The sequence below is a fragment of the Citrobacter sp. Awk 4 genome, assembly GCF_028069725.1.
Taxonomy (GTDB): Bacteria; Pseudomonadota; Gammaproteobacteria; order Enterobacterales; family Enterobacteriaceae; genus Citrobacter_D.
On record NZ_JANEWG010000005.1, the window covers coordinates 14,932 to 29,144 of the forward strand.

The 14,213-nt window shown below is 51.9% G+C and carries 13 protein-coding genes and 1 pseudogene; 4 read left to right on the top strand and 10 right to left on the bottom strand.

Annotated elements, in window-relative coordinates; translation table 11 throughout:
• Nucleotides 1-209 precede the first annotated feature (209 nt).
• Nucleotides 210-896 (bottom strand): tRNA/rRNA methyltransferase, encoded by a 687-nt coding sequence (locus NNO04_RS02885; protein ID WP_271443405.1) that lies wholly within the window; start codon nucleotides 894-896, stop codon nucleotides 210-212.
• A gap of 400 nt (nucleotides 897-1,296) precedes the next feature.
• Nucleotides 1,297-1,436, bottom strand: a pseudogene (gene yjjY, locus NNO04_RS02890) (protein YjjY).
• 95 nt (nucleotides 1,437-1,531) lie between these two features.
• Here yjjY and arcA point away from each other — a divergent pair.
• Nucleotides 1,532-2,248 carry a two-component system response regulator ArcA gene (gene arcA / locus NNO04_RS02895; RefSeq protein ID WP_001194359.1) on the top strand — a complete coding sequence of 239 codons (717 nt, stop codon included), beginning with the start codon at nucleotides 1,532-1,534 and terminating at the stop codon, nucleotides 2,246-2,248.
• Between the two features lie 61 nt (nucleotides 2,249-2,309).
• On the opposite strand, the gene creD is transcribed toward arcA, so the two are convergent.
• The 4 genes from creD to creA are packed head-to-tail and all read right to left on the bottom strand — an operon-like array spanning nucleotide 2,310 to nucleotide 6,325.
• Nucleotides 2,310-3,668 (bottom strand): cell envelope integrity protein CreD, encoded by a 1,359-nt coding sequence (gene creD, locus NNO04_RS02900; RefSeq protein ID WP_271443406.1) that lies wholly within the window; start codon nucleotides 3,666-3,668, stop codon nucleotides 2,310-2,312.
• Between the two features lie 58 nt (nucleotides 3,669-3,726).
• A complete protein-coding gene (gene creC / locus NNO04_RS02905) occupies nucleotides 3,727-5,151 on the bottom strand; it encodes a two-component system sensor histidine kinase CreC (protein WP_271443407.1) in 1,425 nt (474 codons plus the stop codon).
• The gene (gene creB / locus NNO04_RS02910) at nucleotides 5,151-5,840 is read right to left on the bottom strand and encodes a two-component system response regulator CreB (protein ID WP_271443408.1); all 690 of its coding nucleotides are present in this window, start codon (nucleotides 5,838-5,840) and stop codon (nucleotides 5,151-5,153) included. Before creB ends, creC begins: the two co-directional genes overlap by 1 nt.
• An 11-nt stretch (nucleotides 5,841-5,851) precedes the next feature.
• Entirely contained in the window at nucleotides 5,852-6,325 is a 474-nt protein-coding gene (creA, locus tag NNO04_RS02915; protein WP_271443409.1) for a protein CreA, read from the bottom strand.
• 211 nt (nucleotides 6,326-6,536) lie between these two features.
• On the opposite strand from creA, the gene robA reads away from it, so the two are divergent.
• A complete protein-coding gene (gene robA / locus NNO04_RS02920) occupies nucleotides 6,537-7,406 on the top strand; it encodes an MDR efflux pump AcrAB transcriptional activator RobA (protein WP_271443410.1) in 870 nt (289 codons plus the stop codon).
• On the opposite strand, the gene gpmB is transcribed toward robA, so the two are convergent.
• Nucleotides 7,403-8,050, bottom strand: a complete 648-nt coding sequence (gpmB, locus tag NNO04_RS02925; RefSeq protein ID WP_271443411.1) for a 2,3-diphosphoglycerate-dependent phosphoglycerate mutase GpmB — start codon at nucleotides 8,048-8,050, stop codon at nucleotides 7,403-7,405. The two genes, robA and gpmB, sit on opposite strands and share 4 nt — an antisense overlap.
• 51 nt (nucleotides 8,051-8,101) lie before the next feature.
• Between gpmB and yjjX the strand changes: the two genes are divergently transcribed.
• Nucleotides 8,102-8,617 (top strand): inosine/xanthosine triphosphatase, encoded by a 516-nt coding sequence (gene yjjX / locus NNO04_RS02930; RefSeq protein ID WP_271443412.1) that lies wholly within the window; start codon nucleotides 8,102-8,104, stop codon nucleotides 8,615-8,617.
• 96 nt (nucleotides 8,618-8,713) lie between these two features.
• On the opposite strand, the gene trpR is transcribed toward yjjX, so the two are convergent.
• Both trpR and sltY read right to left on the bottom strand, forming a co-directional pair.
• Nucleotides 8,714-9,040 carry a trp operon repressor gene (trpR, locus tag NNO04_RS02935; protein WP_271443413.1) on the bottom strand — a complete coding sequence of 109 codons (327 nt, stop codon included), beginning with the start codon at nucleotides 9,038-9,040 and terminating at the stop codon, nucleotides 8,714-8,716.
• Between the two features lie 89 nt (nucleotides 9,041-9,129).
• Entirely contained in the window at nucleotides 9,130-11,067 is a 1,938-nt protein-coding gene (gene sltY / locus NNO04_RS02940) for a murein transglycosylase (protein WP_271443414.1), read from the bottom strand.
• A 212-nt stretch (nucleotides 11,068-11,279) separates the two neighbouring features.
• Here sltY and ettA point away from each other — a divergent pair, with 212 nt between their 5' ends.
• Nucleotides 11,280-12,947 (top strand): energy-dependent translational throttle protein EttA, encoded by a 1,668-nt coding sequence (ettA, locus tag NNO04_RS02945; protein WP_271443415.1) that lies wholly within the window; start codon nucleotides 11,280-11,282, stop codon nucleotides 12,945-12,947.
• A gap of 30 nt (nucleotides 12,948-12,977) precedes the next feature.
• On the opposite strand, the gene nadR is transcribed toward ettA, so the two are convergent.
• On the bottom strand, nucleotides 12,978-14,210 hold the full coding sequence (gene nadR, locus NNO04_RS02950; protein WP_271443416.1) for a multifunctional transcriptional regulator/nicotinamide-nucleotide adenylyltransferase/ribosylnicotinamide kinase NadR: 1,233 nt from the start codon (nucleotides 14,208-14,210) through the stop codon (nucleotides 12,978-12,980).
• Between the last annotated feature and the right edge of the window lie 3 nt (nucleotides 14,211-14,213).

The window sequence follows — 14,213 nt, forward strand, 5'->3', positions numbered from 1 at the left end:
GTTGTGTTCTCTGTAATTTTTATCTGTCTGTGCTGTCTGTCTATATTGGTTAAAGTATCTGATGACTTAAGTCAATAAATTTTTAATTTGGTAACACTTCGAAACTTGTTCATGTGCTGCTGCCTGCGTCTTTACTTTCAACCAATACAGAGGGGAAACCCCACTTGAAACCAGAATAAAAACCCATCAAACACCATTCGCTAGAGATTTTATTTTGTTATATTTTTCTCAATATCATGCAGCAAACGGTGCAACATTGCGGTGTCCCGCTGCCCTAACATGCCAATGCGTTGCTGTAACCAATCTGCCAGTTTGATGTCATCAGCCACATCCAGAGAACCCAATAACCTTACAATTCGTGCGCGTAATGCCTGCAACTGAAACTCATCAGATGTTTCAGTCTCTTTTATGGATTGTTGCATTAAACCTGCTAATTGATAGCAGTAGACCATCACCGCCTGGCCTAAATTGAGCGAAGGGTAATCAGCCACCATCGGAACCCCCGTCAGCACATCCGCCAGCGCCAATTCTTCATTTGTCAGCCCGGAATCTTCGCGTCCAAAAACCAACGCGGCGTGATTCATCCAGCCAGACTTTTCCTGCAACAGGGGCACCAGTTCTGCCGGCGTTGCATAGTAATGAAATTTCGCGCGGCTGCGGGCGGTCGTCGCGACGGTAAATTCAACGTCGTGCAGAGCCTCTGCCAGGGTAGGAAAAACACTAACATTATCAATAATATCACCTGAACCATGCGCGACCCAGCGCGTAGCGGGTTCAAGGTGGGCCTGGCTGTCGACGATACGTAAATCGGTAAACCCCATCGTCTTCATGGCGCGTGCCGCCGCACCAATATTTTCCGCTCTGGCCGGTGCGACCAGGATGATTGTTAAACGCATTTATGAGACTCTTTTTGACTGGCCTGCGGGGAATAATGTGATGCATATCATCATATTACGCGGCGCGAATTTACAAATTTTTAACGAAAATCACTGAATCAGCATTTCACATTCAGTAAAAGACGCTAAACTGTTTCTTGTGTTTACTAACGATTATTATGTTAATAAAAGTTGCATATCCTTCTGTTTATTTAGGATAAATTAATTTAAAATGAAGCGCATCCATTGGATTCATTACATTTATTAGTTAGGTCGCGCAACTAGTTGGATTGCTGCAATTTTGTGATGAAAGCTAGCATTTAGATACGATGATTTCATCAAACTGTTAACGTGCTACAATTGAACTTGATATATGTCAACGAAGCGTAGTTTTATTGGGTGTCCGGTATCACTTAGCCTGTTATGTTGCTGTTAAAATGGTTAGGATGACAGCCGTTTTTGACACTGTCGGGTCCAGAGGGAAAGTACCCAGACCAAGCTAATGATGTTGTTGACGTTGATGGAAAGTGCATCAAGAACGCAATTACGTACTTTAGTCATGTTACGCCGATCATGTTAATTTGCGACATGCATCAGGCAGGTCAGGGACTTTTGTACTTCCTGTTTCGATTTAGTTGGCAATTTAGGTAGCAAACATGCAGACCCCGCACATTCTTATCGTTGAAGACGAGTTGGTAACACGCAACACGTTAAAAAGTATTTTCGAAGCGGAAGGCTATGATGTATTCGAAGCGACAGATGGCGCGGAAATGCATCAGATCCTCTCTGAATATGACATCAACCTGGTGATTATGGATATCAATTTGCCAGGGAAAAACGGCCTTCTGTTAGCTCGTGAACTACGTGAACAGGCTAACGTTGCGTTGATGTTCCTGACAGGCCGCGATAACGAAGTCGATAAAATCCTCGGCCTCGAAATCGGTGCGGACGACTACATCACCAAACCGTTTAACCCACGCGAACTGACCATCCGCGCGCGTAACCTGCTGTCTCGTACCATGAACCTGGGTACCGTCAGCGAAGAGCGCCGTAGCGTTGAAAGCTACAAATTCAATGGTTGGGAACTCGATATCAACAGCCGTTCTTTGATTGGTCCGGATGGCGAGCAGTATAAACTGCCACGCAGCGAATTCCGCGCCATGCTTCACTTCTGTGAGAACCCGGGTAAGATCCAGTCTCGTGCAGAACTGCTGAAGAAAATGACCGGTCGCGAGCTGAAGCCGCATGACCGTACTGTTGACGTGACCATCCGTCGTATTCGTAAACATTTCGAATCAACGCCGGATACGCCGGAAATTATCGCCACTATCCACGGCGAAGGCTACCGTTTCTGCGGCGACCTGCAGGATTAATCCTGACACTTCCGGTATGAAAAACGGCGCTCCTGGCGCCGTTTTTCATTTCTCACCAGCACTATTTCCAGATACGCAATTCATCTTCGTGGGCAGGTTTGGATTCATTCGTCTTCGGACGTGAAAGCGAATACCAGTCAAAATGACGCGTCAGGAACATCACCCCGCTTAACGCCAACAGGAGTCCGCCGGTTCCCAGCAGCAACGCGCTGTCTGCGGAGTTCAACAGTACCCACATCACCCCATCCAGCGCCAATAACGCCAGGGTAAACAACACACTATTACGCCACCCTTTCAGCACAGCCTGTAAATAAACACCGTTCATCAACGCGCCCACCAGACTCGCAGCGCCCCATGCCGCCGTAAAACCGATATGTTCAGACAGCGCCAGCAATAATAGGTAAAACATGACCAGTGACATCCCGACCAGCAGATATTGCATAGGATGCAGGCGTTGCGCCGTCAGGGTTTCAAAGATAAAAAAGGCCATGAACGTCAGCGCAATCAGCAAAATGGCATACTTTGTCGCCCTGTCGGTTAATTGATACTGATCGGCGGGTGTGGTGACGGCGACACTGAACGACGGCAGGCTGTACCAGCCTATTTTTTCAGTCTCTCCTGCCTCAGGAAACTGTTCACCGAGGTTATTGGCAAACCAGCTACTCTGCCATTTAGCCTGAAACCCAGACTCGCTCAGCTCACGGTTGGTTGGTAAGAAATCGCCAAGGAAGCTGGGATGGGGCCAGTTGCTGACCAGCGTCATTTCGCTATTTCGCCCAACCGGCACCACTGAAAAACTCCCGGTTCCACTTAGGTTTAGCGAAAACGCCAGACTCAGATTCGTCTTTGCCCATTGTGCATTCGGCAGTGGAATATGAATACCTTGCCCCCCTCCTGCAAGCCCGGTACCGGGTTCAACTGCCAGCGTAGTGCCATTCACCTGCGGTGCATTTACCACACCGATCCCCCGGGCATCGCCTACGCCCACAACAATAAACGGTTTTCCGAGGGTGATATTCGGCCTCTCTAATTCGCTCAGGCGAGTAGCATCAAACTCCGCCTTCATCGACAAATCGCTATGCCAGACCTGAGCGTCATAAATACCGATGTTGCGGGACTCAACGTTCTGATTTCCCTCCACCATCAAAGATTCCGGCAACCAGAAATGGATGTAGCTGCGCTTGTGCTGAACTTCTTTCTCATTTTCCAGGACGGTATACAGCTCTGTCACGGGAACGGCAATCAGCGGGCCAACCACTTTTTGCGGCCCACTGGTACTTTGACGAATCGCATCCTCGACGGTACTGCGGTAGTCCGCTCGCTCCACAATGATCTCTCTGACCATTATCAACGGAATCAACAGCAGTAATATCGCGCCACTTAACGTGACCATTTTCCAGAACAGGGGGGATTTAAACATAGCCTTTCTCCTTTGCAATGACTGCAGAGTAGAACGGCTATGTGGGGAGAATTTGAAGTTATGTGAAGTGACGGTGAAGTGTCAGCGATGCCTGAACACCACCTTCCGGACGGTTCTTCAATGCAACCTCTCCTTTGAGTAAACGGGCCACTTCGCTTACGAACGCCAGTCCCAGACCGCTGCTCTTGTGCCCATTCTCACGCGGTAATGAGTAGAAACGTTCAAAAATACGCGGGAGCGCAAAATCAGGAATTCCGCTGCCGGTATCGCAAATCAAGAGTGTGACAAATTCCGCATCGGCTTCCGCCTTCAGGATAATATCCCCCTGCAAAGGCGTAAAATCGATCGCGTTATCAAGCAGATTCCCCAGAGCCTGCTCCAGCAATGCCGGATCGGCTGAAACCACATACGGCGAAGGGCTGATATACAGCGAGATATTTTTTGCGGCCAGTTGAATGCTGCGGGCCTCACTTACCTGAATAAACAGCGGGTCGACCGCCACCGGCGTCAACGCGATATCCTGCCTGTTTTCAAGTCGCGCCTGGCGTAGCAGGGTCTCAACCAACACCTGCATGCGGGCGTTTTGCGTCAATATATTCCCGGTAAACCGCGCGACAACATCAGGAGGCGGTCCCTCCCGCAAGATCTCCGCAGCGCCACGAATCGCTGCCAGCGGGCTTTTCAATTCATGCGTTAATGCATACACATACTGTTCAATGTAGTTTTTACCTTCCAGCTTCAGACGCATACTTTCCAGCGCCTGAGCCAGTTTACGCAGCTCACTGCTGCCCAGTTCTGGTAAGGCTACAGGTTGATTCTCCGTCACCGAATCGGCATAGCGCGCCAGCCTGGCAATCGAGCTGTTGATCCACCAGACCATCCCAACGCCAATCACTAATGCGATGCCCAGCAATACGGCGCTCGCCCATAATATTCGCCGTTCACTACGCTTAATGACCGGAGCCATCGCCGCATTGGGTTTACCTACGCTGAGTACGCCGATGATATTGCCGCCATCGGTAATGGGTGCTGCGACATACATCACGGTGCTTTCCGGGTCATCAGGAATTTGCGGTGTGCTGCGCGCACCATACTGTCCGCGCAGCGTGAGCCACACATCATTCCAGCGCGAGTAGTCTTCGCCCACCGCTTTATTTGCGGAATCAAACAGTACCTTGCCCTGGGTATCGGTCATGTAGACATGGTATTCATTGCGCACTTTGTTAATACCGCTGATATTGGCGCGAAAGGGACGGTTCTGCAGATGGCTAAACGCCTGCGCCAGTCTGCCATGTGCAGGATCGCCAGAGAGCACATCATCTCGCGCCAGCGCCGCCAGCAGCGTCGCGGTATCGATCAGCGTCCCTTCCGTTGCCCTGCGCACGCCTGGCTTTATCTCCTGCACAAATATCGACAGTACAAACCAGGCGGCGACGGCCACGATCAGAAAATAGCCGAGCAGCAATCGCATACCGATGCGCATCAGGCGCTCCTCAGACTGTATCCCATACCACGATGAGTATTAATGGGAGAGACGTCCGGATTGATCGCCCTAAGCTTCGCCCGCAACGTTTTGATATGCGTATCGACCGTCCTGTCAAAGGTATCCTGCGCATCGGCCCAGACCAAATCCATCAATTGCTGACGAGAGTAAACGCGCCCGGGCGACGCCAATAACGTTTTCAGTAACAGAAATTCATAGCGCGTAAGGTTGAGCGGCATGCCGCACCAGGCAATGTGCGCCGCGGGTTCGTCCAGCTCAAACTGTCCAATACGCAGAACCGGTGAAGGGGTTGAAAACTTCTTCACGCGCCTAAGCAGTGTGCGCACTCTGGCGCACACTTCCCGTGGAGAAAAAGGTTTCGCGACATAGTCATCCGCACCAATCTCCAGCCCGAGAAGCCGATCCACTTCATCGCTACGTGCGGTCAAAAAGAGGATCGGTAATGCCGGGTGGCGTTCCAGCAATTTTCTACACAACTCAAAACCACTGATATCGGGTAATCCTACATCCAGAATGATGACATCGGGCAGTCTGGAACGAGCTTGTTCCAGTACGGGGAACCCACGTTCAAACGCCTCGACGGCAAATCCTTCCTGTTGCAGCATGTAGATAAGCGTATCGGCAATACCTTGCTCATCTTCAACCAACCAGACCCGTTCCTGTTGCATAGACGTCCTTGTTATTCCCGCCACGGCATAATGGGTACCGCGCTAATGGCATTTTTAGGCGACCCGTCGACAACCTTGTCAGAGTATGCCAGATAGGCAAGTGTGTTGCGTTTCGCATCATAAAAACGGACGACCTGTAATGACTTAAACACCAGCGAAGTCCGCTTTTTAAAGACGACTTCACCTTCCGCCTTACCGTTTTTTATTCTTTCGCTCAGTTCAATCGGCCCTACCTGCTGACACGAAATCGCGGCATCCGAGGTGTCTTCAGCGAGTCCCAGTCCCCCTTTAATGCCCCCTGTTTTTGCACGGCTCACATAGCAGGTGACGTTTTTGACATCGGGATCATCGAACGCTTCCACAACTATTTTATGGTCCGGCCCCAGCACTTTGAAGACGGTATCGACTGAACCAATCTGCTCTGCATGCGCAACATGTGTCATCATGAGCAGAATTGAGGATATTACTAAGCTCTTATATTTCATATTGTTACCATTTCTAAATGTTACGCTGTGCAATTATTAAACATTTTAGAATAAAATGTTTACAGATCACAGGATTACAATAATCACGCTTTCGACTGACGAAAAAAAGCATTTATGCGCAAAAAAAACACTGAATGCTAAAACAGCAAAAAATGCTATTATCCGATTACCTGATGTCAGGTACTCGTTGTTGAAAGGATGAGGATATTTTATGGATCAGGCTGGCATTATTCGCGACCTATTAATCTGGCTGGAAGGTCATCTGGATCAGCCCCTGTCGCTTGACAATGTGGCGGCAAAAGCGGGTTATTCCAAGTGGCATCTGCAGAGAATGTTCAAGGACGTGACGGGCCATGCTATCGGCGCGTATATCCGTGCCCGTCGATTATCGAAATCCGCTGTGGCGTTGCGCCTGACGGCGCGTCCGATTCTGGACATTGCTCTGCAATACCGCTTCGATTCTCAACAAACTTTTACACGCGCTTTTAAGAAGCAATTCTCTCAAACGCCCGCGTTGTATCGCCGTTCTCCAGAGTGGAGCTCCTTCGGGATCCGCCCTCCTCTGCGGTTGGGCGAATTTACCCTGCCTGAACATCAGTTTGTCACGCTGGAAGACACTCATCTGCTCGGCATCACACAGAGCTATTCCTGTTCGCTGGAACAAATTTCCGATTTCCGCCACGAGATGCGCGTTCAGTTCTGGCGAGATTTCCTGAGCCAGGCGCCGACAATCCCCCCTGTGCTGTATGGGCTTAACGAATCGCGCCCAAGCATTGAGAAGGATGACGAGCAGGAAGTGTTTTACACCACGGCCTTACCACGAGAGCAAGCCGACGGTTATGTGCAGGCCGGACACCCTGTGCTGTTGCAAGGGGGTGAATACGTGATGTTCACTTATGAAGGGTTGGGCACCGGTGTTCAGGACTTTATCCTGACAGTCTACGGGACATGCATGCCAACGCTGAATCTGACTCGCCGTAAAGGGCAGGATATAGAGCGATACTTCCCGGCAGATGATGCCAAAGCAAGCGATCGCCCTATTAACCTGCGCTGCGAATTCCTGATTCCGATTCGTCGTTAACGCTGCAACTCATCCAGCGCAGGGGCGTCCAGATGCGAGATGTCCCCTGCGGTTTCAACAACCCAGCCAGACGCCAGCCACAAACTTTCCTGATAATCGACGCGGGAAATAGAGCAGTTACGCAGGCGTAACCGACGTTCCGCCCAGGCTGGTAACCCCAGAATCGTACTGACCAGACAGCCCAGCGCAATACCGTGGCTGACCAGCAGAGGCCGGCTGCCTTGCGGGAGTTCCAGGCAAGACATCAGTGCGGCGTTTACGCGCTCACTCAGTTCCTGCATGGATTCGCCATCCGGAATACGGCCATCGACCGTGCCATTAACCAGTTGGCGCCGCCAGTTCTCTTCTTCTTCATTGAGTGAATCGATGTGCCGTTTTTCCAGCACGCCCATATCCAACTCACGCAGACGAGCATCGAAGGTGATATCACAGCCACACGCCTGGGCGATTATCTCTGCCGTGCGACGCGTGCGACCTAAATCACTGCTCACGATATGAGTTATGCCAAGCTCTTTGGCGCGCGCGCCCACTTGCATGGCTTGTTGCTCACCTTTAGCGGTCAGCGGGCTGTCAGACTGGCCTTGAATACGTCGCTCGGCGTTCCACTGCGTCTCACCGTGGCGAACAAGGTATACCTGTAACATGCTTTTTATCCGTTATACTGCGATGACATTCTTTTCTGAGTAAATCTGATTATGCACCATGTTGTCTCAGCAACCACCAATCCCGCCAAAATTCAGGCAATTCTGCAGGCATTTAACGAGATTTTCGGTGAAGGATCCTGCCATATTGAATCCGTCGCCGTCGAGAGTGGGGTACCAGAACAACCCTTTGGAAGTCAGGAAACGCGCGCTGGCGCACGAAATCGCGTAGAAAACGCGCGTGCCCTGCGCCCGCAGGCTGACTTTTGGGTCGCTATTGAAGCGGGTATTGATGAAGGCAGTACATTCAGTTGGGTCGTTATCGAAAACCGCGAACAGCGCGGGGAATCACGTTCAGCCACCCTGCCGTTACCCGCCGTCATTCTGGAGAAAGTACAGGCAGGAGACGCGCTCGGCCCGGTGATGTCTCACTATACCGGCATTGATGAGATTGGGCGTAAAGAAGGTGCGATTGGCGTGTTTACCGCCGGAACGTTAACGCGCGCCAGCGTCTATCACCAGGCGGTGATTCTGGCGCTAAGTCCGTTCCATAATGCGGTGTATCAATAGTGTTTTGCCTGATGGCGCTTCGCTTACCCAGCCTGCAAACAGATGATATTTCGCCGTAGGCCAGATAAGGTGAAGCCGCCATTCGGCCATCAACAGTCAGCCATTTTTCAGCAGCACCTGCTCCAGCCACTGGCGCAGTTCGACCGGCGCGGACTTGAGACTGTTCGAACCGCGCGTGATCGTCGCGATCCCCGCCCCCAGTTCGTTTTTCAGCTCACGCTGACTCATCTCGCCGCGCAACAGTTCTTCAATGATACGCACGCGCGTCCCCAGCGCTTCGCGCTCGTCCGGCGTCATCATCAAATTCAGTAGTGGAAAATGCAGATCTTGCTCGTAGGCGCGTTTTAACAGCTCAACAAAACGTAACCATTCCTGGTGACGTTGCTCTGCCATCGCAGCTGAATAGGGGGATTGCTGGGTCATAAAATATCGCCATATTGCGGGGGGAAACGAATTCGCTTCCCCTGATTGTACTCTTTAACGAGTACGATAGCATACCACAACAGAAGCGATCAGTAACGACGCTGCCATTCTGTGTCGCTCATCAACGTCGGCTTACCGCCCATGAAGTAGCGATAGTAAGCGTCATAAGCCAGTACATTCTTCACATAGCCGCGCGTTTCAGAAAAGGGAATGCTTTCCACAAACGCAACGGCATCAATGCGCCCGGCGCTATTGCCAAGCCAGGTACGTACGCGCCCTGGCCCTGCGTTATAAGCCGCAGAGGAGAAAATGCGGTTATTACCGAACTGCTGGTAAACATACTGTAAGTAACTGGTGCCAATATTGATATTGGTTTCCGGATCTAACAGTTGGTTCGGACTGCTGTACCCCGGAATGGAGAACATTTTCACCGTATGCGTTGCCGTGCCCGGCATGATTTGCATCAAACCGCTGGCGCCTACCGGGGATTTCACTTTCGGATTCCACGCGCTTTCCTGACGCGCAATAGCCATCGCGTAGCTCTGCGGAACATCTTTGCTGCTGGTGTAGCGGGTAAAAAGATCTTTATAGGCCAGTGGGAAACGCTCTTCCAGATGATCCCACAACTTGCCGGCGATCGTCGCCTGCACGCTGAGATCCCACCAATGGTTGTTGAAGGCATAACGTGCCAGTTGCGCCTGTTCGGATTTGGTTTTGCTGCTTACCAGATTCGCCCATTCGCTGCGCGCAGTGTTGTCCATATTCCAGTACATCAGTTCCCTGACCCGCGCCATTTCTGGCCCCTGCGTCAGCGCCGAATCCACATTATCAGGCGCTTTATCGATTTTCAGGATGTACTCTTCATCTAATCGCTGTGCAGCTACCATTGGGTAGAAACCACGCTGCTGCATCAGCGCATGCAGGATCTCATTCGCCTCCGCATCGCGGCCCCGCTCCAGCAACAGATCGGCCTGCCAGTAACGCCATTCGTCTTTTTCCTTGGCTTCCATTGGCAGACGCGCCAGCCAGGTGTTCAACCCGCGGCGATCGCCATTTCCTAACGCCATACGGACACGACGCTCGACCAGCGTCGTCGACTGTGAACGCATAATGGCGTCGTCACGCCATTTCGCCTGTTCATCGGTGACGTCATTGCCCATCAGTCGCCACGCGACGATGTCACGCAACTCCTGAGTTTGATCCTCATTGAGCTGCTGCGCCTGCACCAGAGAAGGGATCATCAGTCGGGCATTCTCGACATCCTGACGCGCCACGCTGGCAAAGGCGACTGCCGCCATTTGACGGGTAAAATCGGTCGCACCGGTGGTGCGCGCAAATGTCATCACGCTGTTGGGATCATTTGCCAGAGAGATAATGGCAGAGGCAATAGTCTGGTATTCCGCGGGCATCTGTCCGGCCAGCACTGTCACCAGCCCCGTGTTGCCCGCCTTCATCGCCAGTCGAATACGTTCTAAATAAGCCAACGGATCTTGCGCACCGGAAGCCCGCCATACACTAAATAATTTGTCACAGGCATTCGGCTGGCTTTTCCCCGTCAACCAGAGTTCTTTTGCGCCGGTCCATGCCTCTTCGGGTTGTCCGGTATTCCATTTCGCGTAGTAATAATTGCATTGCGCTTCTGTGGTGCTGGGTTTCTCCGGGCTGAATGCGAGGAGCCCTCGCCAGTCTTCACGCCGCGCCAGCTCATTCACAAAACGCGATTGCAACGTACGCGCCGGGGGCAGCGTCGGATTCGCACGAACAAAATTGGTGACCGTCACTGTTGGCTGATTCATCAAATCGTCAGTGATCTGACGGTATTCAAGATAGGGATACAGCGGGTAACTCTTCAGTCCTGGCATCATCTGCTCAACGACATCCATCTGTCGGTTATCCCAGGCCTGTTTAATTTGCGCATAGCGGTTACGCTGTTCGTCCAGTGAATCAGCCCTTGCCACACTACTCACCGTCAGCAGGCATACGCTGGCCGCCAGAAGACGCCAGGTAAATTGTTTGGCTTTGTCCACAAGCTCTTCCTCTAATCAATGTACGTCAATGCAGCTTCATGCCACGTAATAAATTTATGCTAACCAGTCATTAGCATTTGCGCCATGTTGCGGACACTTTTTTACTTTTACTGCGAGTGAGATCTGCTAGCTGGGATTGGACAGTGAAAACAGCTACACTTCGCCTTTGAAAACTCTTATTCATCACGATAAACATAGAGGCGAAGTCCAACGTGGCTCAATTCGTTTATACCATGCATCGTGTCGGCAAAGTGGTTCCGCCGAAACGTCATATTCTGAAAAACATTTCTCTGAGCTTCTTCCCTGGCGCTAAGATCGGCGTACTGGGCCTGAACGGTGCCGGTAAGTCGACCCTGTTGCGTATCATGGCTGGCATCGATACCGATATCGAAGGCGAAGCGCGCCCACAGCCTGGCACTAAAATTGGCTATCTGCCGCAGGAACCGAAGCTGAACCCGGAACACACCGTTCGCGAATCTATCGAAGAAGCGGTTGCCGAGGTGGTGGGTGCCCTGAAACGTCTGGATGAAGTGTACGCGCTGTACGCTGACCCGGATGCTGATTTTGACAAGCTGGCGGCGGAACAAGGCAAGCTGGAAGAGATTATCCAGGCGCATGATGGCCACAATCTGAACGTACAGCTGGAGCGTGCTGCTGACGCACTGCGTCTGCCAGACTGGGATGCGAAAGTGGCTACCCTTTCCGGTGGTGAACGTCGCCGTGTGGCGCTCTGCCGTCTGCTGCTGGAAAAACCAGACATGCTGCTGCTCGACGAACCGACCAACCACCTGGATGCCGAATCCGTGGCCTGGCTGGAACGCTTCCTGCACGACTTCGAAGGCACTGTCGTGGCGATTACCCACGACCGTTACTTCCTTGATAACGTTGCCGGTTGGATCCTCGAACTTGACCGCGGCGAAGGTATCCCGTGGGAAGGCAACTACTCCTCCTGGCTGGAGCAGAAAGACCAGCGTCTGGCGCAGGAAGCCTCTCAGGAAGCGGCTCGCCGTAAATCCATTGAGAAAGAGCTGGAGTGGGTGCGTCAGGGCGCGAAAGGCCGCCAGTCCAAAGGCAAAGCCCGTCTGGCACGCTTTGAAGAGCTCAATAACACCGAATACCAGAAACGTAACGAAACCAACGAACTGTTTATTCCACCTGGACCGCGTCTGGGCGATAAGGTCGTTGAAGTCAGTAACCTGCGTAAGTCCTACGGCGATCGCGTACTGATCGACGATCTGAGCTTCTCAGTACCGAAAGGGGCGATTGTCGGCATCATCGGCCCGAACGGCGCGGGTAAATCCACGCTGTTCCGTATGATGTCCGGTCAGGAGCAGCCAGACAGCGGCACCATCACGCTGGGCGAAACCGTGAAGCTGGCCTCTGTTGACCAGTTCCGTGATGCGATGGATAACAGCAAAACCGTCTGGGAAGAAGTGTCCGGCGGGCTGGATATCATGAAGATCGGCAACACCGAAATGCCAAGCCGCGCTTACGTTGGCCGCTTTAACTTTAAAGGTGTTGATCAGGGTAAACGCGTCGGCGAACTCTCCGGTGGTGAGCGTGGTCGTCTGCACCTGGCGAAGCTGCTGCAGGTTGGCGGCAACATGCTGCTGCTCGATGAACCGACCAACGACCTGGATATCGAAACCCTGCGCGCGCTGGAAAACGCCTTACTGGAATTCCCGGGTTGCGCCATGGTTATCTCGCACGACCGTTGGTTCCTCGACCGTATCGCTACCCACATTCTGGATTATCAGGATGAAGGTAAGATCGAATTCTTCGAAGGTAACTTCACCGAATACGAAGAGTATAAGAAACGCACGCTGGGCGCAGACGCGCTGGAGCCGAAGCGTATCAAGTACAAGCGTATCGCGAAGTAATCGGAATGGCCCTCTGTGGAGGGCCATTTTTTATCCCCGCTCGCCCATCAGCTCTTTGACCAGTTCCACACAGCGCAGGAACCGCGAGTCATAATCCGCTTCTTCGACGTGCACAAACTCAATATTGTTCTTCTCAAGCATCGATACCAGTAGCGTCTGAAACTCTTTGCGATCGACCGAACTCCCCAGACTGCGTAAACCGTCAGCCACCCACGGCGTGTTGTTTTCCAACAGGATCACCAAATCGAAGCGGTATTCATCAATCAATGCCTGTACGAAAGGATGTTCGCGTCCCTCATACTTTTTGCAGAACGCCTGGGTCGTGACAAAGTCAGTGTCGATAAACGTCACTTTGTTGGCATATTTAACTGCAAAATCAATGTATTGTGCGTGGCCAAGAGCAATTTTGTCATAATCGGAATATTGCAACGCCATCTCATCACCGCCGAGGTGAGAAAAGACGTAATCACGCCCGTATTCCCAGGCGCTGGTGGTATTGAAGATGTTGGCAAGTTTATTCACCAACGTCGATTTACCACTCGACTCTCCCCCCAGTACCGCCACAGTACGCACAAAAAACGGTTTCACTTCGGTGGGAATGTATTCCCAGTAGCGGAAAGGGTTTTCACGAATTTGCGCCCCACTGATGCTCATAAAGGTGCGTTTCGGATCCACCAGCACGGTTTCAATACCCAGATGCTCAAGAAACCGCGGTGCATCGGCCTCTTCGGAAGTGTAGATCCAGTTAGGCTGAATGCCTTTTTCTTCCATGAACGTCTTAATGCCGTTGCTCCAGACATCCCAGCCATGCGGATACGGTTCCATGCCCGCCTCATCAAAAGCATGAATACGGATGTTCTTTTGATACTTAAAGGTCTGTAATAACCAACGCAGACGATCGGAAACCGTCGGCTGCTGGGACATCGCGCTCTCTTCGAACAAGGCGCGGTCGCGCGCGTCGTCATAACCCATGATGATATGCAGTTCGTCCACCTGGCTACAGGCGCGCTGAATCAAATAGATATGCCCGGTGTGCAGGGGATAAAATTTACCAAACACCACGCCGATATTTTTCTGCATACGGGGGAATTCCAGCCCCAAAAAACGATGCAACGCCTCCAGCTTTTGCGCGCTGGGACTTTTAATCTTGGCATTCAGCAACTGACTTAAATACCCCTTGGTCATTCCGCTGGAATCGGCCACCTGCTGCAATGTGCAGCCTTTTTGCTTAATGGCGGTTTTTAAGTAGTCGAACGCTGACAAAGG

Bases quoted from the DNA above. Each gene is read 5' to 3' on its own strand.
- NNO04_RS02885 (WP_271443405.1), bottom strand. From the start codon at position 896: ATGCGTTTAACAATCATCCTGGTCGCACCGGCCAGAGCGGAAAATATT.
- arcA (WP_001194359.1), top strand. From the start codon at position 1,532: ATGCAGACCCCGCACATTCTTATCGTTGAAGACGAGTTGGTAACACGC.
- creD (WP_271443406.1), bottom strand. From the start codon at position 3,668: ATGTTTAAATCCCCCCTGTTCTGGAAAATGGTCACGTTAAGTGGCGCG.
- creC (WP_271443407.1), bottom strand. From the start codon at position 5,151: ATGCGCATCGGTATGCGATTGCTGCTCGGCTATTTTCTGATCGTGGCC.
- creB (WP_271443408.1), bottom strand. From the start codon at position 5,840: ATGCAACAGGAACGGGTCTGGTTGGTTGAAGATGAGCAAGGTATTGCC.
- creA (WP_271443409.1), bottom strand. From the start codon at position 6,325: ATGAAATATAAGAGCTTAGTAATATCCTCAATTCTGCTCATGATGACA.
- robA (WP_271443410.1), top strand. From the start codon at position 6,537: ATGGATCAGGCTGGCATTATTCGCGACCTATTAATCTGGCTGGAAGGT.
- gpmB (WP_271443411.1), bottom strand. From the start codon at position 8,050: ATGTTACAGGTATACCTTGTTCGCCACGGTGAGACGCAGTGGAACGCC.
- yjjX (WP_271443412.1), top strand. From the start codon at position 8,102: ATGCACCATGTTGTCTCAGCAACCACCAATCCCGCCAAAATTCAGGCA.
- trpR (WP_271443413.1), bottom strand. From the start codon at position 9,040: ATGACCCAGCAATCCCCCTATTCAGCTGCGATGGCAGAGCAACGTCAC.